We start from the raw sequence: 17678 nt of genomic DNA on the forward strand, positions 1-17678 counted from the left end.
GGCAAACTGGGGTTGGAACGGGGCAAAGCCAGCCAACTCGAAGGCTTTCAGGGCCTGCACCAGCGGGGCGGCGATGCGCAGCAGGGCGGCCCCGGCATCCACGCCGGGCAGCACTTCTTGCAGCCAGGCTGGCGGAGTGGACAGGCCTGCCGACTCCCTGGGCGCAATGTTCAGGCCAATGCCGACCACGGCCACCCGCTGGTCGCCCTGGCCTGCGGTTTCGATCAATATGCCACCCAGCTTGCGGCCCTGCAGCCACACGTCGTTGGGCCATTTCAGCTGCAGGTCGGGGTGCAGGCTTTGCACCACGCTCACACCCACGGCCAGCGACAGGCCCGACCAGTCGACCGGGGCCAGCGGCAGGGCCAGCGAAAAGGTCAACGAATCCCCCACCTGGCTGTGCCAGTCGCGGCCCAGGCGGCCCCGGCCAGCGGTTTGCTGCTCGGCCACCAGCAGGGTGGGCTCGCTGTGCCCGGCGCGCACGCGGCGCATCAGCTCACTGCTGGTGGAGTCGATCTGCGGCAGCACCTCGACGGTGAAGTCGGGCAGCAGCGGGTAAACCGCCTCCCAGATGGACTCGGCGGGCCAGATCATTTGCGTAATTTGCTGATGCGGCGCTTGGGGGCCAGCAAGGTGCCGCGGCAGCTGGGTGCGCCGCACCAGCAGGGGTATTCGGCCTTGAGCTTGGGGGTGTAGCGTTCTTCCAGCATCAGGCCGTAGTCGTAGTTCAGCTCTTCGCCCTGGGCGATGTCGCGCAGGGCGACGATGAAGATGCGGCCGTCTTGCTCGTCGGTTTCGCAGTTGGGCTCGCAGGCGTGGTTGATCCAGCGCGAGGCGTTGCCACCGAAATTCGCGTCGATCACCCGGTCGGCATCCACATGGAAGTAGAAAGTGTGGTTGGGCTGCGCGGGGTCGTGCGGGTGGCGGTCTTGGGCTTCGTCCCAGCTGATGACCTCGCCCACGTACTCGGCCACCATGTCGCCAGCGGCGATATCTTGCAGCGCAAAAACGCCTTTGCCATGCACGCCAGACCGGCGGACCTGGATGCGGCGACCGGTTTTTGTAATGGCTTTAACGGGGGTTTTGGAAGTCAAGGGCAAAACTCTGTTAACTTAAATAAGGGAAACCAAGTGTGCGCAATTGCACATAGCTTGAAACGGATTGTAGAAGTGGCCTTGGCTATATAAGTGCCGCGGCCCCGCAAAGCCCCCCACAGAATTCAGAAATTGGCGAAATTCCTATGACAAAAACCTTGGTGATTGCAGAAAAACCGTCTGTTGCGCAAGACATCGTGCGGGCGCTCACGCCGACGGCGGGCAAGTTTGAAAAGTTTGACGAGTATTTCGAGAGCGAAAAATACGTGGTCACCAGCGCGGTGGGCCACTTGCTGGAAATCCAGGCCCCGGAAGAGTTTGATGTGAAGCGCGGCAAGTGGAGCTTTGCGCATCTGCCCGTCATCCCCCCGTATTTCGACCTCAAACCCGTCGATAAAACCAAAACCCGCCTCAACGCCGTGGTCAAGCAGGCCAAGCGCAAAGACGTGACCGACATCATCAACGCCTGCGATGCGGGCCGCGAGGGGGAGCTGATCTTCCGCCTGATCGAGCAGTACGCCGGCGGCGCCAAACCCCTGGCCAAGCCGGTGCGCCGGCTGTGGCTGCAGTCGATGACACCGCAGGCCATACGCGACGGCTTCAACGCGCTGCGCAGCGAATCGCAAATGCAAGGCCTGGCCGATGCGGCCCGCTCGCGCTCCGAGGCCGACTGGCTGGTGGGCATCAACGGCACCCGCGCCATGACCGCCTTCAATTCGCGCGACGGCGGCTTCTTTTTGACCACCGTAGGCCGGGTGCAAACCCCCACCTTGTCGGTGGTGGTGGAACGCGAGGAAAAAATCCGCAAGTTCGTCAGCCGCGACTATTGGGAAATCCACGGCACGTTCCAGGCCGAAGCCGGTAGCTATCCCGGCAAGTGGTTCGATCCGCAATTCAAAAAACCGCCGCCAGGCCCAGACGGCCAGCCCGATCCCGAGCAGCGCGCCGACCGCGTCTGGTCTGCCCGCGAAGCCCAGGACATCGCCAGCGCCGCCCGGGGCAAGCCCGCCACGGTGACCGAAGAAAGCAAGCCCACCACGCAAGCGTCAGCGGCGCTGTTTGATCTGACATCGCTGCAGCGCGAGGCCAACGGCCGCTTTGGCTTCAGCGCCAAAACCACGCTGGCCCTGGCCCAAAGCCTGTACGAACGCCACAAGGCCCTGACCTACCCGCGTACCGATTCCCGCGCCCTGCCCGAAGACTACCTGCCCGTGGTGCACGAAACCATGGCCATGCTGGCCAACAGCGGCATGGCGCACCTGGCCCCGTTTGCCAAACAGGCCATCAGCGGCAACTACGTCAAGCCGACCAAGCGCGTGTTCGACAACGCCAAGGTCAGCGACCACTTTGCCATCATCCCCACGCTGCAAGCCCCCAGCGGCCTGAGCGATGCCGAGCAAAAGCTGTACGACTTTGTGGTGCGCCGCTTCCTATCCGTGTTTTTCCCCAGCGCCGAATTCCAGGTCACCAGCCGCATCAGCACGGTGGCGGTCGAGGCGAAAAAATACGCCTTCCGTACCGACGGCAAGGTGTTGGTCAAGCCGGGCTGGATGGCCATCTACGGCAAAGAAGCCGTCAACGACGACGATGAAAAAGACGGCAAAAACCTGGTCATCGTCAAACCCGGCGAAGTGGTGCAAACCACCGCCGCCGACCCCAAGGCCCTGAAAACCCGCCCCCCCGCGCGCTACTCCGAAGCCACCTTGCTGGGCGCCATGGAAGGCGCGGGCAAGACCATCGACGACGACGAGCTGCGCGAAGCCATGCAGGAAAAAGGCCTGGGTACGCCAGCCACCCGCGCCTCCATCATCGAAGGCCTGATCGCCGAGAAGTACCTGCTGCGCGAAGGCCGCGAAATGCTGCCCACCGCCAAGGCTTTCCAGCTGATGACGCTCTTACGCGGCTTGGGCGTGGAAGAGCTGTCCAAGGCCGAGCTCACCGGCGAATGGGAGTACAAGCTGGCGCAAATGGAACGCGGCCAGTTGACCCGCCAAAGCTTCATGGCCGAGATTGCGGGCATGACCGAGCGCATGGTCAAAAAAGCCAAGGAATACGACCGCGACACCATCCCCGGCGACTACATCACCCTGGCCACGCCCTGCCCCAACTGTGGCGGCATCGTCAAGGAAAACTACCGCCGCTACGCTTGCACCGGGGCCGACGGCCACAGCGACGGCTGCGGCTTCTCGTTTGGCAAATCGCCTGCGGGCCGCACCTTCGAGCGCGCCGAGGTCGAGCAGTTCATGCGCGACCGCAAGATCGGCCCGCTGGACGGCTTCCGCTCCAAGGCAGGCTGGCCTTTCACCGCCGAGATGACCATCAAGTTTGACGAGGAAGCCAAGAACTACAAGCTGGAATTCGACTTTGGCGACGACAAAAAGGGCGAAGAATCTGGCGAGCTGGTGGACTTTGGCGATGCGCCCTCGTTGGGCAACTGCCCCAAATGCGGTAGCCCGGTGCACGAGCACGGGGCCAACTTTGTCTGCGAAAAAACCGTGCCCACCCTGGCCCAGCCCACCCCCAGCTGCGACTTCAAGAGTGGCAAGATCATCTTGCAACAGCCGGTAGAAAACGCCCAGATGGCCAAGTTGCTGGCCACCGGCAAGACCGATTTGCTGGACAAGTTTGTGTCCATGCGCACCCGCCGCGCCTTCAAGGCCCACCTGGCCTGGGACGCGGAAGCGGGCAAGGTGAACTTTGAATTTGCCCCCAGCAAGTTCCCACCGCGCCCTGGAGCAGCGGCCAAGTTTGCCGCCAAAGCCGCGCCTGCGGCGAAAAAGGCACCTGCGGCCAAGAAGGTGGCTGCTGCGAAGAAAGTGCCCGCCAAGAAAGCCGCTGCCAAAAAGGCCAGCACCAGCACCGGTGGCCTGACCCCCAGCGCCGCCCTGGCTGCGGTGGTCGGTGCCGAGGCCTTGCCACGCCCGCAGGTCATCAAAAAGCTGTGGGACTACATCAAGGCCAACAACCTGCAAGATGCCGCCAACAAGCGCAACATCAACGCCGATGCGCTGCTGACACCGGTTTTCGGCAAGCCGCAGATCAACATGTTTGAGCTGACTGGGCTGATCGGCAAGCACCTGAGCTAAGCGCGTAAGCGGCCAGGCTACGTGCCTGGTCGTGGCTTGGAATACTATTGAATTGATAGCTGCTGGCACAGGTACTACCTGCGCTAGAACCATCTTTTATTCAAAACCCGAACAAGGCCACTGGTGTGTCCCACAAGACCTGCTGGCGGTCTGCGGCCAACGGCAGCCACTGGTCAAGCGCCTCGCGCTGGGCGGTGTAGTTCGCAGTCTGCTCGAACAGCGTGTGCGGCCAGTCGCTGCCCCACAGCAGGCGGTCCAGGCCGAAGCTTGCGCGCAGCAAAGGCACGGCACGCAGGGCCGTAGCCTCGCCAGCGCCGTTACTGCCATTGCGGTACGCGCCCGACAACTTGACCCACACCTGGCGGCTGCGCCCCCGCTCCAGCAGGTACTGGAAGCCAGGGTCGTCCACGCCCAGCTTGGCATCGGGCCGGCCGAAATGGTCTACCACCACCTGCAGTCCCGCATCCAGCAGTGGATCGACCACGCCTTGCAGCGCGCCCGCGCTTTGGTGCACTTCCACCTGCCAGCCCAGCCGCCGCACCTGGCCCAGTAAGCCGACCCAGGCCGCGCTGCGCAGGTCCGGGTTGGGCAGGCCGACCAGGTTCAGGCGGATGCCGACGATGCCGGCCTTTGCCAGGCGCTCCAGCTCGGCAGCGTCCACCGTGGTATCGACCACCGCGATGCCACGCAAACGCTGTGGCTGCTGCCGCAGGCAGTCGACCAGATAGCGGTTGTCGGTACCCAGAAAGCTAGGCTGCACCAGCACGCCGTGCGACATGCCGTGGCTGTCCAACTGCTGCAGGTAGGCGCTGAGCGGCGCGTCGTAGCCGCTGGGCGCGCGCCGCTTGTCCGGCATGGGTAGGCCGCGGTGGAATACGTGGGCGTGGCAGTCGATGGCTTGCACGGCTTGATGTGGAATGAGGTGGGAACAGGCGGCCAAGGGTAGTGTGGCAGTCAGGCACAGCACCGTTGTGTTGAAGTTTCGGCGCGTGGTCATGCGGCTTGCATTGTCAGTGCGCGACCGCGCGTTTCGGGCAGGCACAAGACCGTCACCATGGCCAGTCCGTAGGCAATGGCGGCATCGATGCCGATGGCTTCGCCCAAGGGCATGGACTGGCTCATATAGCCCACCAAGAAGGGGAATACCGCCGACGCGATGCGGCCAAAGTTGTAGCAAAAGCCCACGCCCGCACCGCGCATATCGGCTGGGTACAGCTCGTTGAACAGCGAGCCCAGGCTGGCCGGAATACCCGCTGCGAAAAAGCCCAGTGGAAAGCCCAGCACCAGCAGGGCCGCGTCGCTCAGCGGCAGGTACACATAGGCCAGCACCGTCACGATGCAGCAGGCAGCAAACAGCGCGATGTTGCGGCGGCGGCCGATGCGGTCGATCAGCTGCGCACTGGCCATGCAGCCGCACCAAAAGGCCACGATCACCACCGCCAAGTTACCGCCGGTGCCCAGCACCGACAGGTGCCGCTCCTTGGACAGATAGGTGGGCAGCCAGGTCATGATGGCGTAGTAGCCACCATGGGCGCCGGTGCCCAGAATCGCGCCCAACACCGTGGTTTTGAGCACGTCGGGCCGGAAGATTTTGGCCAGGTTGCGCCAGATGCCGCCCGCGTCGGCATGGGCAGTTGCGGCAGCGCGCACCGGCTCCTTCAGGCTGCGGCGGATGTAGACCACCAGCAAGGCCGGCAGCAGGCCCACGGCAAACATCACGCGCCAGGCCATGTCCGGCGGCAGCCACGAGAAGGCGATGGTGAACAGCAGCACGGCCGCGCCCCAGCCCACGGCCCAGGCGCTTTGCACCGCGCCCATGGCCTTGCCCCGGTTTTCCGCACGGATGGTCTCGGCCATCAGCACCGCCCCGGCCGCCCACTCGCCGCCAAAGCCAAAACCCTGGAAGGCCTTGAGCACCAGCAGTTGCGGAAAGGTCTGGGCGAAAGAACACAAGAATGTGAAGCCCGCGAACCAGACGATGGTCCATTTCAGCGTGCGGATGCGGCCAAAGCGGTCCGACAGCGCTCCGGCCAACCAGCCCCCCACCGCCGAAGACACCAGCGTCACGCTGCTGATCAGCCCGGCCTGGCTTTTGTCGATGCCAAACGCCGCAATGATGGCCGGAATGGCCAGGGTGAACATTTGCACATCCAGCGCGTCCAGCCCCCAGCCCGCAAAGCAGGCCCAAAAGGTTTTGCGCTCGGTGGGCGTTCCTTGTTTGTACCAGGTAAACATAAATCTCCTTTGGATCTTGTTATATAAACATATAGATGACTGTATGAATTCTAGAAGTCCGTGGAAAAATGAAAAGCAGTAGAAACCCTAGGCATGCATTGCAAGCAGCGGGGGTGGGCAGACTGGTACAGTGGAAATTCCTTTGGACATCTACATGAGTGCACACCGCTTGCCAACCCCTATGGACGACCGCCTGCCCCGCTACCAACAAATCCGCGACGACCTGGCGCGCCGCATTGCCGCGTCGGAATGGCTACCCGAGCAGGCGATTCCGACCGAAGCCGAGCTGACCGGCAGCTACGCGGTGTCTACCGGCACGCTGCGCAAGGCCATCGACCTGCTGGTCGCAGAGGGTGCGCTGACGCGCAGCCAGGGCAAGGGCACCTTCATCCGCCGCCCCCGCTTCGATTCCTCGCTGTTCCGCTTCTTTCGCTTCAAAAGCCGCAGCGGCGAAGCGGTCAAACCCCACGCTCGGGTGCTGAGCCGGGAGCTGGCCCAGCCCGATACCGAGGTGCGCAGCGCCCTGCGCCTGGAGGCCGGGCAGACTGCCATCCATTTGTCCCGCCTGCGGCTGATCGACAACGCGCCGGTGCTGGCCGAAGACATCTGGCTGCCACGCGACGGCTTCCAGGCGATAGAGACTCTGCAGCTCGACGCGTTTGAAGACCTGCTCTACCCGCTGTATGAAAAAGAGTGCCGCCAGGTGGTGGCCTCGGCCACCGAAACCCTGCGCGTCGAGTCGGCCAGTGCCGCGCTGGGCAGCCTGCTGCAGGTCGCTGTCGCCAGCCCGCTGATACGCGTGCACCGCGTGGCCTTTGACTTCGCCGGGCGGCCCATCGAATGGCGCAGCACCTGGGGTGCGGCCGACGGGTTCGAGTACCAGATCGACATCCGCTGAAAACGTCCCCCAGATGGCGGATAGCCCGGGTGTCAGGCCGCTTCCGCTGGGCCGCTAGCAGGCGCATAGTGGCGGAGGTCGGCACCTGGGTGCCGCGCATTGGAGGCCTTATGCACTGCACTCTCCGCATCCCGCACATTCCACGCCTGTGCGCCGCCCTCACCGCGTCCCTGGCGGTTCTGGCCCACGCCGATACCACGGCTACGCCCTGGGTGCCGCCCGCCACCTGGCTGCTGTACTTCATACCGCTGCTGGCGCTGTTTGGGGCGGTGGTGGCTATCCTGGTGATCCGCTCGGCCCTGTTGAAATCGCCGCAATGGTCTTTGTCCGATGCCTTGTCCGAAGAAACGCTGCTCCCGGTCTATACCGAGGCGACGGTGAATGGCGTGACCACCCGCTCGTTGGAAAAAGACGCGGACGGCAAGCCGCTGCTGGCCCCACAGATGCGTGCCAGCAGCAGCCGGGTGATCGCGCTGATGGGCATGGTGGCGATTTTGTTTTTGTTCATCGGCTTTGGCGCGCTGGCGTTGTTCTCGCTGGGCAACACGGGCGAAGTACCGCCCAGCCTGGACAGTGTGGTGAACTTTTTGGTCTCGGGCATGACGCTGTTTGCGCCCTACCTGGTGAATAAATTTGCCTCGCTGTTCCAAGGGCTGACGCACGGTAAATAGGGCCGTTCAGCTACACAGAAAGTCCACCAGCACGCGCACCCGCGTGGCCAGGTTGCGGTTGTGCGGGTACAGCAGGTGGAAGGAACGGGTGCGACCCGCGAGTTCGGGCAGCACCTCCACCAGCTCGCCGGGGTGGGCATCGGCAATCCATTGCACCGTCTGCACCAAGCCCATACCGGCACGCGCCAGGGTCACTACGCCCAGCGGGTCTTCCGAGGTCTGCACCGTGCTGCGCGGCACGATCTCCAGCGGCTGGCCGTCGCGCTGGAACAGCCAGGGCAGGATGCGCCCGGTGCTGGGCATCAGAAACGGCAGCAGGCTATGGCGGGCAGGGTCTTGTAGGGCCTCCAGGTCTGGCGGCACGCCGTGGCGCTGCAGGTAGCCAGGGCTGGCGTACAGGCCGATGCGGGCCTCCTCCAGCAGGCGCGCCACCAGGCGGGAGTCGGGTGGCTGGCCCTGGCGTATGGCCACGTCGTAGCCCTCTTCCACAAAGTCGATGTTGCGGTTGGCGATATGCAGCTCCAGCTCCACCTCGGGGTAGCGGGCGCGAAATGCGGGCAGGCGCGGCAGCAGCCGGTAGTGCGCATAGGTGCTGGGCAGGCTGATGCGCAGCAGGCCGCGCGCCTGGGTGTGCTGGCCGGTGATGGTTTTCTCCACATCGTCGATCTGCCCCAGGGCCACGCGGCACTGGGCAAAGTACAGCTGGCCGTCGTCGGTCAGCTGCATGCTGCGCGTGGTACGGCGCAACAGCTTCACGCCCAGCCGAGCCTCCAGCCGCCCCACGGCCCGGCTCACGGCGGCCGGTGTCAGGCCCAGCACGCGGGCGGCGGCGGTAAAGCTTTTCAGCTCGGCCGCTTTGCAAAACAGGGCGATGGTGCCTAGCTGGGTTTGCAGGCTGTCTTCCGGGGCGTGGGCAGGGCGCATTTATTACACCGTGTAAGTATTAAATTGAAATACCCGCGGTTTATCTTGTTTGAAGTAAGGAATAGGATAGCGGCTCTCCCAACCACTACCAAGACGACTATGAAACTGTTTTACTCGCCCGGAGCCTGCTCCCTCGCCCCCCACATCGTGCTGCGCGAGTCCGGTGCTGCATTTACGCTGGAGAAGGTGGACATTCCCAAGCACCTCACCGCCACCGGTGTGGACTACTACAGCATCACCCCCAAGGGCCAGGTGCCGCTGCTGCAGCTGGACGACGGCAGCACCTTGAGCGAAGGCCCCATCATCACCCAGTACATCGCCGACCAGGCCGCCGCCACCGGCCTGCTGCCCGCCGCTGGCAGCATGGCCCGCTACCGCGTCATGGAGTGGCAGAACTTCATCACTTCGGAGCTGCACAAGGGCTTCTCGCCACTGTTCAACCCCGCCTTCGATGCGGCGGCCAAGGGCATCCAGGCCGGGCTGCTGCGCAAGAAGTTCGAGTGGGTAGACAGCAAGCTGGATGGCACACACTACCTCACCGGCGATGACTTCACTGTGGCCGATGCCTACCTGTTCACGGTGAGCGGCTGGGCCAAGATGGTGGCGCTGGATCTGTCGAACCTGGCCCATCTGCAAGCCTTTCTGACCCGCGTGGCGGCGCGCCCGGCGGTGCAGGCTGCGCTGAAAGCTGAAGGGTTGATTCCGGCTTAAGTGTTCATGCTATGAAATAAAGAGCTGCCAGCGCAGGTGCTACCTGCGCTGGCAGCTCTTTTTTCTTAAAAATAGCACTAGGCCACCGCCGCCAGCAGGTTGGCACGGGCTGCAGCCTCGTGCAGCGTGTGGAAGTGGGCCGTGCTGTAAATGCGCGGTCGGTCCAGAAAGGACTGCAACACCGCCCGGCGTTTGCGCCGGAATATCCAGCCTGGCACAAATGCGTATTCGGCACGGATCTGGCGCTCGTATTCTGCAAAGCGCGCGGCATTCGCAGCCAGGATGCCCAGGTCAATGTCCACCAAGAGTTGCGCGTCTGCGCCCTCGGGCGCAGCACTGTGCCGCGTCGCCATCACCAGGGCGTGCACACGCTGGCACAGCGCGGGCGGCAGGGCTGCGGCCTGCAATGCTTCGCGGGCCCAGTCCGCGCTCTTTTGCTCGTTGTCCGACCGCCGAAGGTCGTACACGGCATCGTGGAACCACAGCGCCACTTCCACCTCGGCCGGGTGCTGCGCCAGTGGCAAGCTGGTTTCTAGCGCTGCCAGGCATTCGGCCAGATGCTGGAGGCTGTGGTAGTGGCGCTGCGGCTCGGCATAACAGGCCAGCAGCCGGGCCTGCAGATCGTTCTGGGGCACTTGCACCCCCAGGTTTTGCCAGACACGCTGCCAAGAGCGGTTGAAAAGTTCGGTGCCGTCCAATGCTTTTGCCCGGTGGATTTGCTTTTAAATCAATAGCTGCCAGCGCAAGTGCCACCTGCGCTAGCGGGCTATTTGATCACTTGATGGCAGCGATCACCATGATCTCTACCTTGATCTCGGGTTTGGCCAAACGGGCCTCCACGGTGGCGCGCGCCGGGCCGATGCCGGTGGTGCCTATCCACGCATCCCACACCGCATTCATGGCGGCAAAGTCGCCCATGCTGGACAGGTAGATGGTGGCGCTGAGGATGTGCGCCTTGTCGCTACCGGCCAGGGCCAGCACGCTGTCGATCTGGTCCAGCACGCTCTGGGTTTGGGCGGCGATGGGCAGGCTGGCGTCTTCAGGAATTTGCCCGGCCAGGTAGGCCACGCCGTTGTGGAGGGTGGCGTCGCAGAGTCGGTTGCCGGGGTTGATGCGTTGCAGAGGCATGGATGTCTTTCTGGGGAGGTGAGTGGATGAAAGCTTGGATCGTACTGTCTTGGGGCGGCTAGCTTTTGTGCCTTCACACGAAAAGACGGTCGCCAAACCGTCATGTATTTGAAATATTAGCTCTGTCCAATCCGAGGTTTATCTTGGAAATAACTATGTTTACACGCCGTGCCCTGCTGGGACTTGCTTTGGCTTTGAGCTGCAACGCATTTGCTGCAGAAAACCCCTACCTCACCCACAAACAGCTGGACATCATCCCGTTCATGCCGGCCCCGGTTGCCAACGGAAGTGCAGAAGACCGCGCCCAGCAGCAGCTGGTGATTGCCGCGCAAAAAGCCGCAACGCCTGAACGCATTGCGCTGGCTAACAGCGATGCCGAAGAAACGGTGTACGCGATGTTCTCCACCGTGCTGGGGCCCAACTTCAAGCCGACCAACCTGCCCTTGTTCACCGCCATGTTTGCCCGCATCGGCGATACCGAAGACGCGGTGGTGGACCCGGTGAAGGCCTTCTTTGGCCGCACGCGTCCGTTCCTGAACAACCCGGACATCAAGCCCCTGGTGAAAGCCTCCAAAAGCGGCTCTTACCCGTCCGGCCACACCTCGCGTTCCACCATGATGGCCATTGTGCTGAGCAGCATGCTGCCCGAGCAACGGGCCGCCATTTTTGCGCGCGCCAACGACTACGCCGAAAGCCGCGTCATCGGCGGCATGCACTACCCGAACGATCTGGACGCAGGCCGACGTGCCGGCAGCGCCATGGCCGCCACCTTGCTGGCCAGCCCCACGTTCAACACAGATTTTGAAGCCGCCAAGGCGGAGCTTCGCAAGGTGCTGGGCCTTCAGTAAGACATTGGTAAACACAAGGTAAAGCCTGGATACAGGCTGCCCGGAATCAACAGCCCACGGCGGACCAAGGCCCATCCGCTGCGGGCCTATGGGTGCTTATCTGCACTCCAAAATGCAATTGAATTGATAGCGCACAACGTACGCAGAATGTGCGCTGGCCGCCTATTACGCTTCTTTCTCTCGCCCTTCGACTGGCGCTTGGCAAAAGGCCGAGCGCGAACGCATAGAGCACTCTTTTGCAGACGCTGGAACCGCAGCGGCCATTGCCCCTGCCTTGATCTACATCAAGCGCGGCATGGGTGCCGTTCGTAGACTCAGTGAATGCAATGGCGTACCGCCATAAGGGAGAAGAATGCCATGACAAAACCTTTGTCTGCGCAGAAAAAAGTCGCCACCCGACGCCGCGTAGCGTTGCGATCTGAACCTGGAGCGCTAGCTCCAGGGGACGACAGGCCTGTACGCAATGGCTTCGACCGTGCCCTGCACGCCAAGCTGGCGGGCTTGACGCAGGGCATTTCTCCCGCTTCGGTCATCAGCGCTTACATGGATTGGCTGGTGCATTTGGCGATGTCCCCTGGCAAGCAGGCGGAGCTGCTGCTCAAAGGGCAGCAAGAGTTGCTATGCCTTGCGGCCAGCGCAGCCCACGTGGCGGGAGAAAACGGCCCTGCATGCACCCAAGTGCTGCCCCAGGACCACCGGTTTCAAGCACCCGAATGGCAGCAATGGCCGTTCAAACCCCTCTACCAGTCGTTTCTACTCAAGCAACAGTGGTGGCAGCGCGCCGCAACCGACGTGGATGGCGTGAGTGGGCACCACGCGCAGATGGTGAACTTCTACCTGCGGCAGTGGCTGGATATGTTCTCGCCGTCCAACTTCTTGGCCACCAACCCCGAGGTTCTGGCCGAAACCGCCAGGACCGGCGGTGCCAACCTGTTGCGCGGAACGCAGAACCGCACCCAGGACATGCTGCGCCAGTGCGGCCTGCGGCCACCGGCAGCCCAGGCATTTCGCCCGGGACACGAGGTGGCCATCACGCCCGGCAAGGTCGTGTTCCGCAACCACCTGATCGAGCTGATCCAGTACGCGCCGCAAACCCCCACCGTGCATGCCGAGCCGCTGCTGATCGTGCCGTCGTGGATCATGAAGTTCTACATCCTGGATCTGTCGCCAGCCAACTCGCTGGTGCGCTTCCTGGTAGAGCAGGGCCACACCGTCTTCATGGTGTCCTGGAAGAATCCGGACGCAGGCGACCGCGATCTGGGCATGGATGACTATGTGCAGGCGGGCGTGATGGCGGCCGTCAACCAGGTCGAACACATTTTGCCGAAACGCAAAATCCAGGCCTTGGGCTACTGCCTGGGCGGCACGCTGCTCGCCATCGCCGCAGCCAAGATGGCGCGCGACAACGACGAGCGCTTGTGTTCGCTGACCCTGCTGGCCTCGGAGCTTGATTTCACCGAACCCGGCGAGCTCTCGCTGTTCATCGACGACAGCCAGCTCGCCTACCTGGACGACGTGATGGCCGACAAGGGCTATCTGGACGGCAAGCAGATGGCCGGTGCGTTTGCCATGCTGAATGCGCGCGACCTGGTGTGGTCGCGCATGGAGCATGAGTACCTGATGGGCCGCAGCCTGCCCGTCAGCGACCTGATCTCGTGGAACGCAGACGCCACGCGCATGCCGTACCGGCAGCACCACGAGTACCTGCGCCACCTGTACCTGCACAACGATCTGGCCGAAGGCCGCTACCGGGTGGATGGCAAGCCAGTGGCGCTGTCCGACATCCGCATTCCCGTGTTTGTGCTGGGTACCCAGCGCGATACTGTTTCGCCTTGGCACTCGGTCTACAAAATCCACCTGCTGACAGATACCGAGGTGACCTTCTGTTTGAGCAGCGGGGGCCATAACGTTGGCGTCGTCAACCCGCCCGGGCCCGGCGTCAAGCGCAGCTACCAACTGGCGACGCGCGCTGCAGACGCGCACTACACGGACCCGGACACCTGGGCCAGTACCCAGGCCGCGCACGAGGGCTCCTGGTGGCCCGCATGGGCATCCTGGCTGGAACTGCATGCGGGCCGCCGCGTCGCGCCACCCGCCATGGGCGGCACGTCAGGGGGCACGACCGCCGACGCATCTGCGTTCGACGACGCACCTGGCCAATACGTTCTTACAACCTGACCAATCACCCCATGACACCACACCCCCCGAGTTCTGCTGGCCATCTGGCAGGTAAAAAAGGACTGATTGTTGGCATCGCCAACGATCACAGCATTGCCTTCGGTTGCGCGCAAGCCATTCGCGCACAAGGTGGGGCGCTCGCCGTCACCTACCTGAACGACAAAGCGCTGCCATTCGTCAAGCCGCTGGCCGAACAGCTGGGCGCCGAGATATGTGCGCCGCTGGACGTGGAGCAGCCCGAGCAAATGGAGGCCGTGTTCGAGCAGATCCGGCGGCACTGGGGTGGGCTGGACTTTGTGCTGCACGCCATCGCCTTCGCACCTGCCGCCGATCTGCACGGGCGTGTGCTGGACAGCAGCGCGGCAGGTTTTGCGCGCGCCATGGACGTTTCTTGCCACTCTTTCATCCGCATGGCGCGGCTGGCCGAGCCTTTGATGACACGGGGTGGCGCGCTGATCACCATGAGCTACTACGGTGCCCAAAAAGTGATACCGCACTACGGCCTGATGGGGCCGGTCAAGGCGGCGCTGGAGGCCTCGGTGCGCTATATGGCGGCCGAACTCGGACCCCAGGGCATTCGCGTGCACGCGGTGTCGCCAGGGCCGATCAAAACCCGCGCGGCATCGGGCATCAACGCATTTGAATCGCTGCTCAACGATGCCGCCGCGCGCGCACCCGAGCACCAATTGGTCACCATCGAAGATGTCGGCGCCGCTACCGCCATGCTGTGCAGCGACGCAGCACGCGCACTAACAGGCAATGTGCTTTTCGTCGATGCCGGCTACCACGTGATGGGCTGAACAGAATGACAACACCCCTGCTTTTGGATTTCCTGGAGAACCACACGTTTTCTGAAATTGGTGTCGGCGACACGGCCAGCCTGGAGCGCAGCGTCACCCATCGCGACATCCAGCTGTTCGCCGCGGTCTCGGGCGACGTCAACCCTGCCCATGTCGATGCCTTGTATGCCAAGAGCAGCAGGTTCCACGGCATCATTGCCCACGGCATGCTGGGGGCTTCGCTGATATCAACCATGCTCGGTACACGTTTCCCCGGGCCAGGGACCATCTACCTGGGGCAAAGCCTCAAGTTCCTGAAGCCGGTGCATGTGGGCGACACCTTGACCGTTACCGTCACCGTGGCGGCCATGGACCCAGCCAAGCACCGGCTCACGCTGGACACGCGCTGCACCAACCAGAATGGCGAGCTGGTGATTGACGGCCAAGCCGATGTCATGGCGCCCACCGAAAAGCTGCGCATCCACCGCACCGATTTGCCCGAGCCACTGATGGCAGATAAAAACCTGCGCTACGACCAGCTTTTGGCTGCCGCGCAGGCGCTGCCCCGCATCCGCATGGGTGTGGTGCACCCCTGCAGCCGCGACGCGCTGGAAGGTGCTGTCGAGGCGGCTAAGTTGGGCTTGATCGACGCCGTGCTCATCGGTCCAGCGGCCAAAATACGGACGCTTGCTGTAGAGGCCGGTATCGACTTGACGGGCATGGAAATTGTAGATGTGCCGCACAGCCATGCGGCAGCAACCCAGGGCGTGGCGATGGCGCGCGCAGGTGATGTGCAAGCCTTGATGAAGGGCAGCCTGCACAGCGACGAGCTGCTGGAACAAGTGGTGAACGCGCAAACAGGCTTGCGCACCAGCCGCCGCATCAGCCATGTCTTTGTGCTGGATGTACCCCGCTATCCCAAACCCCTGCTCATCACCGACGCCGCCATCAATATCGCCCCCGACTTCGAAGCCAAGGTCGATATCGTGCAAAACGCGATCGACCTGGCGCATGCGCTGGGCACGCCGAATCCCAAGGTCGCTATTTTGTCGGCGGTAGAGACCGTGACACCCAAATTGCGCTCGGCCATGGACGCGGCTGCGCTGTCCAAGATGGCCGACCGGGGGCAGATCACCGGCGGGCTGGTCGATGGCCCGCTGGCTTTCGACAATGCGGTGTCCATGGCTGCGGCCAAGACCAAGGGTATCCGCTCCGAAGTAGCCGGTGATGCCGACATCCTGGTCGTACCCGATCTGGAGTCCGGCAATATGCTGGCCAAGCAACTCGAATACCTGGGCGATGCCCAGGCAGCCGGCATCGTGATGGGGGCTGCCGTACCTATCGTGCTGACCAGCCGGGCCGATTCGGCGCATTCCCGCATTGCCTCGTGTGCCATCGCGCTGCTCTGGGTCGCACACAAAAAAGAGGCCGACCATGCCTGACCTCCGTCGCTCGGCAGGAGATACCATCGTTGTCCTCAACGCGGGTTCGTCCAGCATCAAGTTCGCAGCTTTCGCTTGCGATGACCCCCACACCACGGCGCTAGAGCGCCTGCTGTACGGCGAGATCGACGGCATGGGAAAAGCCGCGCGGCTGCTGGCCTGGGCACACGATGGCAAGCCCCTGCCCGGAAGCGACGTGACAGCATTGGACGACACGCCCCAGGCCTATGAGCAAGGCCTGCAGATGCTGTTCCAGTGGCTGCGGCAGCTTGTGCCGGGGCGGCGCGTGTTGGCGGTGGGCCACCGTGTTGTCCACGGCGGTGTGGAATTTGTACAGCCGGTCTGCATCACCCCCGAGATACTGGAGCGGCTGGATGCGCTCAGCCCACTGGCACCTTTGCACCAACCCCACAACCTGGCGGCGATTCGGGTTGTCGCCAAGCTGGCGCCGACCCTGCTGCAGATCGCCAGCTTCGACACGGCCTTCCACGCCGGACAAGACTGGGTTATGCAGGCCTACGCGTTGCCACAGAAGATTCGCGATGCCGGGGTCAAGCGCTACGGATTCCATGGCCTGTCCTACGAATACATCGCTTCTGTTTTGCCCACCCACCTCGGCCTGCAGGCAGACGCCCGGGTTGTGGTCGCGCACCTGGGCAACGGTGCCAGCATGTGCGCCATGCGTGAGCGCCGCAGCATCGCCACCACCATGGGGTTTACCGCACTCGATGGCCTGATGATGGGCACCCGCTGCGGCAATCTGGACCCGGGTGTGGTGCTCTACCTGCAGGCCCACATGGGCATGAGCCCCACCGAAGTGGAAAACATGCTCTACCGTGAGTCGGGGCTGCTTGGCGTGTCGGGCATCTCCTCGGACATGCGCTTGCTGGAAGCCAGCAACGAGCCCTGGGCGCAAGCGGCCATCGATCTGTACGTCAACCGCATCGCGCGTGAGCTTGGCAGCCTGGCCGCAACACTGGGCGGCCTGGATGCGCTGGTGTTTACGGCTGGCATCGGCGAGCACAGCGCAAGCATCCGTAGAAGAATTTGCCGTGATGCGCAATGGCTGGGTGTTGACCTCGATGCCGATGCAAACGAAGCACATGCGCTTCGCATCGGCAGCGTCGGCAGCCGGGTGTCGGTGTGGACCATCCCGACCAATGAAGAGCTCATGCTGGCCCAGCATGCACTGGCTTTGGTCCAAGACGGGGCTAGGCTATGAACAACCACACAGGCACCGTCAGCGCAGTGCGCGGCAGCATCGTTGATGTGCGGTTTGCGTCCGAGCTACCGCCCATCCGCACCCTGCTGCGTACTGGATCAGGCGGTGAAATCGCTATGGAGGTACTGGCGCAACTGAATGCAAGTAGCGTGCGTTGTATTGCGTTGACTGCGACTCAGGGTTTAGCACGTGGCATGCCGGTGACGAATACCGGAAAGCCACTGCTAGCGCCGGTGGGCGCTGGCATCGTTTCGCGCATGTTTGATGTTTTTGGACGCGCCATCGACCAGTTGCCTGCACCGAAGGATGTGCAGTGGCGTTCCGTGCACAGCGCGCCGCCGCCGCTGGCGCGCCGTTCCATCCAGACAGTAGTGTTTGAGACTGGCATTAAGGCCATCGACGTATTGCTGCCACTGGAGACTGGAGGCAAGGCCGGTCTGTTCGGCGGTGCCGGCGTAGGCA

Annotated in this window: 16 protein-coding genes and 1 pseudogene; 10 read left to right on the forward strand and 7 right to left on the reverse strand. The window is 63.2% G+C overall.

All coding sequences use genetic code 11. The annotated features are described in order from the left end of the window. Both ABI213_RS14745 and ABI213_RS14750 read right to left on the reverse strand, forming a co-directional pair. Nucleotides 1-594 (reverse strand): biotin--[acetyl-CoA-carboxylase] ligase (locus tag ABI213_RS14745; RefSeq protein WP_348027663.1); only part of this gene is annotated, 594 nt, incomplete at its 3' end. Beyond that, the gene (locus ABI213_RS14750; protein WP_348008087.1) at nucleotides 591-1094 is read right to left on the reverse strand and encodes an SET domain-containing protein-lysine N-methyltransferase; all 504 of its coding nucleotides are present in this window, start codon (nucleotides 1092-1094) and stop codon (nucleotides 591-593) included. The genes ABI213_RS14750 and ABI213_RS14745, both read right to left, overlap by 4 nt. Nucleotides 1095-1240: 146 nt before the next feature. On the opposite strand from ABI213_RS14750, the gene ABI213_RS14755 reads away from it, so the two are divergent. Then, on the forward strand, nucleotides 1241-4180 hold the full coding sequence (locus ABI213_RS14755) for a DNA topoisomerase III (protein ID WP_348027665.1): 2940 nt from the start codon (nucleotides 1241-1243) through the stop codon (nucleotides 4178-4180). A 100-nt stretch (nucleotides 4181-4280) separates the two neighbouring features. Here ABI213_RS14755 and ABI213_RS14760 read toward each other — a convergent pair whose 3' ends face one another. Both ABI213_RS14760 and ABI213_RS14765 read right to left on the reverse strand, forming a co-directional pair. Next, nucleotides 4281-5177, reverse strand: coding sequence for an amidohydrolase family protein (locus ABI213_RS14760; protein WP_348008085.1), 897 nt, complete (start codon nucleotides 5175-5177; stop codon nucleotides 4281-4283). Continuing rightward, on the reverse strand, nucleotides 5174-6415 hold the full coding sequence (locus tag ABI213_RS14765) for an MFS transporter (RefSeq protein WP_348008084.1): 1242 nt from the start codon (nucleotides 6413-6415) through the stop codon (nucleotides 5174-5176). The genes ABI213_RS14760 and ABI213_RS14765 overlap by 4 nt, the downstream gene beginning before the upstream one ends. 154 nt (nucleotides 6416-6569) lie before the next feature. On the opposite strand from ABI213_RS14765, the gene ABI213_RS14770 reads away from it, so the two are divergent. Together ABI213_RS14770 and ABI213_RS14775 are read left to right on the forward strand one after the other, a co-directional pair. Continuing rightward, complete coding sequence (locus ABI213_RS14770) at nucleotides 6570-7313, forward strand: GntR family transcriptional regulator (protein WP_348014797.1); 744 nt, start codon at nucleotides 6570-6572, stop codon at nucleotides 7311-7313. A 110-nt stretch (nucleotides 7314-7423) separates the two neighbouring features. After that, a complete protein-coding gene (locus tag ABI213_RS14775) occupies nucleotides 7424-7984 on the forward strand; it encodes a hypothetical protein (protein WP_348008082.1) in 561 nt (186 codons plus the stop codon). A 6-nt stretch (nucleotides 7985-7990) separates the two neighbouring features. Here the strand turns inward: ABI213_RS14775 and ABI213_RS14780 are convergent, their stop codons facing one another. Continuing rightward, entirely contained in the window at nucleotides 7991-8908 is a 918-nt protein-coding gene (locus ABI213_RS14780) for a LysR family transcriptional regulator (protein ID WP_348008081.1), read from the reverse strand. Nucleotides 8909-9007: 99 nt separating this feature from the next. On the opposite strand from ABI213_RS14780, the gene gstA reads away from it, so the two are divergent. Continuing rightward, a complete protein-coding gene (gstA, locus tag ABI213_RS14785; RefSeq protein WP_348008080.1) occupies nucleotides 9008-9619 on the forward strand; it encodes a glutathione transferase GstA in 612 nt (203 codons plus the stop codon). 77 nt (nucleotides 9620-9696) lie between these two features. Here gstA and ABI213_RS14790 read toward each other — a convergent pair whose 3' ends face one another. Both ABI213_RS14790 and ABI213_RS14795 read right to left on the reverse strand, forming a co-directional pair. Continuing rightward, on the reverse strand, nucleotides 9697-10317 hold the full coding sequence (locus tag ABI213_RS14790) for an N-methyl-D-aspartate receptor NMDAR2C subunit (RefSeq protein WP_348008079.1): 621 nt from the start codon (nucleotides 10315-10317) through the stop codon (nucleotides 9697-9699). 76 nt (nucleotides 10318-10393) lie between these two features. Next, nucleotides 10394-10747 (reverse strand): RidA family protein, encoded by a 354-nt coding sequence (locus ABI213_RS14795; protein ID WP_348008078.1) that lies wholly within the window; start codon nucleotides 10745-10747, stop codon nucleotides 10394-10396. 155 nt (nucleotides 10748-10902) lie between these two features. On the opposite strand from ABI213_RS14795, the gene ABI213_RS14800 reads away from it, so the two are divergent. The 6 genes and pseudogenes from ABI213_RS14800 to ABI213_RS14825 form a co-directional block, all read left to right on the forward strand. Then, entirely contained in the window at nucleotides 10903-11595 is a 693-nt protein-coding gene (locus ABI213_RS14800; protein ID WP_348008077.1) for a phosphatase PAP2 family protein, read from the forward strand. A 357-nt stretch (nucleotides 11596-11952) separates the two neighbouring features. Beyond that, nucleotides 11953-13773: an alpha/beta fold hydrolase gene (locus ABI213_RS14805; RefSeq protein ID WP_348008076.1), complete on the forward strand. Its 1821-nt coding sequence runs from the start codon at nucleotides 11953-11955 to the stop codon at nucleotides 13771-13773. 11 nt (nucleotides 13774-13784) lie between these two features. Beyond that, nucleotides 13785-14573 (forward strand): enoyl-ACP reductase FabI, encoded by a 789-nt coding sequence (gene fabI, locus ABI213_RS14810; RefSeq protein WP_348008075.1) that lies wholly within the window; start codon nucleotides 13785-13787, stop codon nucleotides 14571-14573. Between the two features lie 5 nt (nucleotides 14574-14578). Then, entirely contained in the window at nucleotides 14579-15994 is a 1416-nt protein-coding gene (locus ABI213_RS14815; protein ID WP_348008074.1) for a bifunctional enoyl-CoA hydratase/phosphate acetyltransferase, read from the forward strand. Next, nucleotides 15987-17216 carry an acetate/propionate family kinase gene (locus ABI213_RS14820; protein ID WP_348008073.1) on the forward strand — a complete coding sequence of 410 codons (1230 nt, stop codon included), beginning with the start codon at nucleotides 15987-15989 and terminating at the stop codon, nucleotides 17214-17216. Before ABI213_RS14815 ends, ABI213_RS14820 begins: the two co-directional genes overlap by 8 nt. Then, a pseudogene (locus tag ABI213_RS14825) lies at nucleotides 17213-17678 on the forward strand (F0F1 ATP synthase subunit beta); the annotation flags it as partial. The gene ABI213_RS14820 and the pseudogene ABI213_RS14825, both read left to right, overlap by 4 nt.

This window comes from Rhodoferax sp., assembly GCF_039922535.1.
In the GTDB taxonomy this organism is placed as follows: domain Bacteria; phylum Pseudomonadota; class Gammaproteobacteria; order Burkholderiales; family Burkholderiaceae_C; genus Rhodoferax_B.

Coding starts and splice junctions, on each gene's coding strand:
- ABI213_RS14795 (WP_348008078.1), bottom strand. CDS start 10,747: ATGCCTCTGCAACGCATCAACCCCGGCAACCGACTCTGCGACGCCACC.
- ABI213_RS14770 (WP_348014797.1), top strand. CDS start 6,570: ATGAGTGCACACCGCTTGCCAACCCCTATGGACGACCGCCTGCCCCGC.
- ABI213_RS14815 (WP_348008074.1), top strand. CDS start 14,579: ATGACAACACCCCTGCTTTTGGATTTCCTGGAGAACCACACGTTTTCT.
- ABI213_RS14760 (WP_348008085.1), bottom strand. CDS start 5,177: ATGACCACGCGCCGAAACTTCAACACAACGGTGCTGTGCCTGACTGCC.
- ABI213_RS14780 (WP_348008081.1), bottom strand. CDS start 8,908: ATGCGCCCTGCCCACGCCCCGGAAGACAGCCTGCAAACCCAGCTAGGC.
- ABI213_RS14765 (WP_348008084.1), bottom strand. CDS start 6,415: ATGTTTACCTGGTACAAACAAGGAACGCCCACCGAGCGCAAAACCTTT.
- fabI (WP_348008075.1), top strand. CDS start 13,785: ATGACACCACACCCCCCGAGTTCTGCTGGCCATCTGGCAGGTAAAAAA.
- gstA (WP_348008080.1), top strand. CDS start 9,008: ATGAAACTGTTTTACTCGCCCGGAGCCTGCTCCCTCGCCCCCCACATC.
- ABI213_RS14755 (WP_348027665.1), top strand. CDS start 1,241: ATGACAAAAACCTTGGTGATTGCAGAAAAACCGTCTGTTGCGCAAGAC.
- ABI213_RS14775 (WP_348008082.1), top strand. CDS start 7,424: ATGCACTGCACTCTCCGCATCCCGCACATTCCACGCCTGTGCGCCGCC.
- ABI213_RS14820 (WP_348008073.1), top strand. CDS start 15,987: ATGCCTGACCTCCGTCGCTCGGCAGGAGATACCATCGTTGTCCTCAAC.
- ABI213_RS14800 (WP_348008077.1), top strand. CDS start 10,903: ATGTTTACACGCCGTGCCCTGCTGGGACTTGCTTTGGCTTTGAGCTGC.
- ABI213_RS14805 (WP_348008076.1), top strand. CDS start 11,953: ATGACAAAACCTTTGTCTGCGCAGAAAAAAGTCGCCACCCGACGCCGC.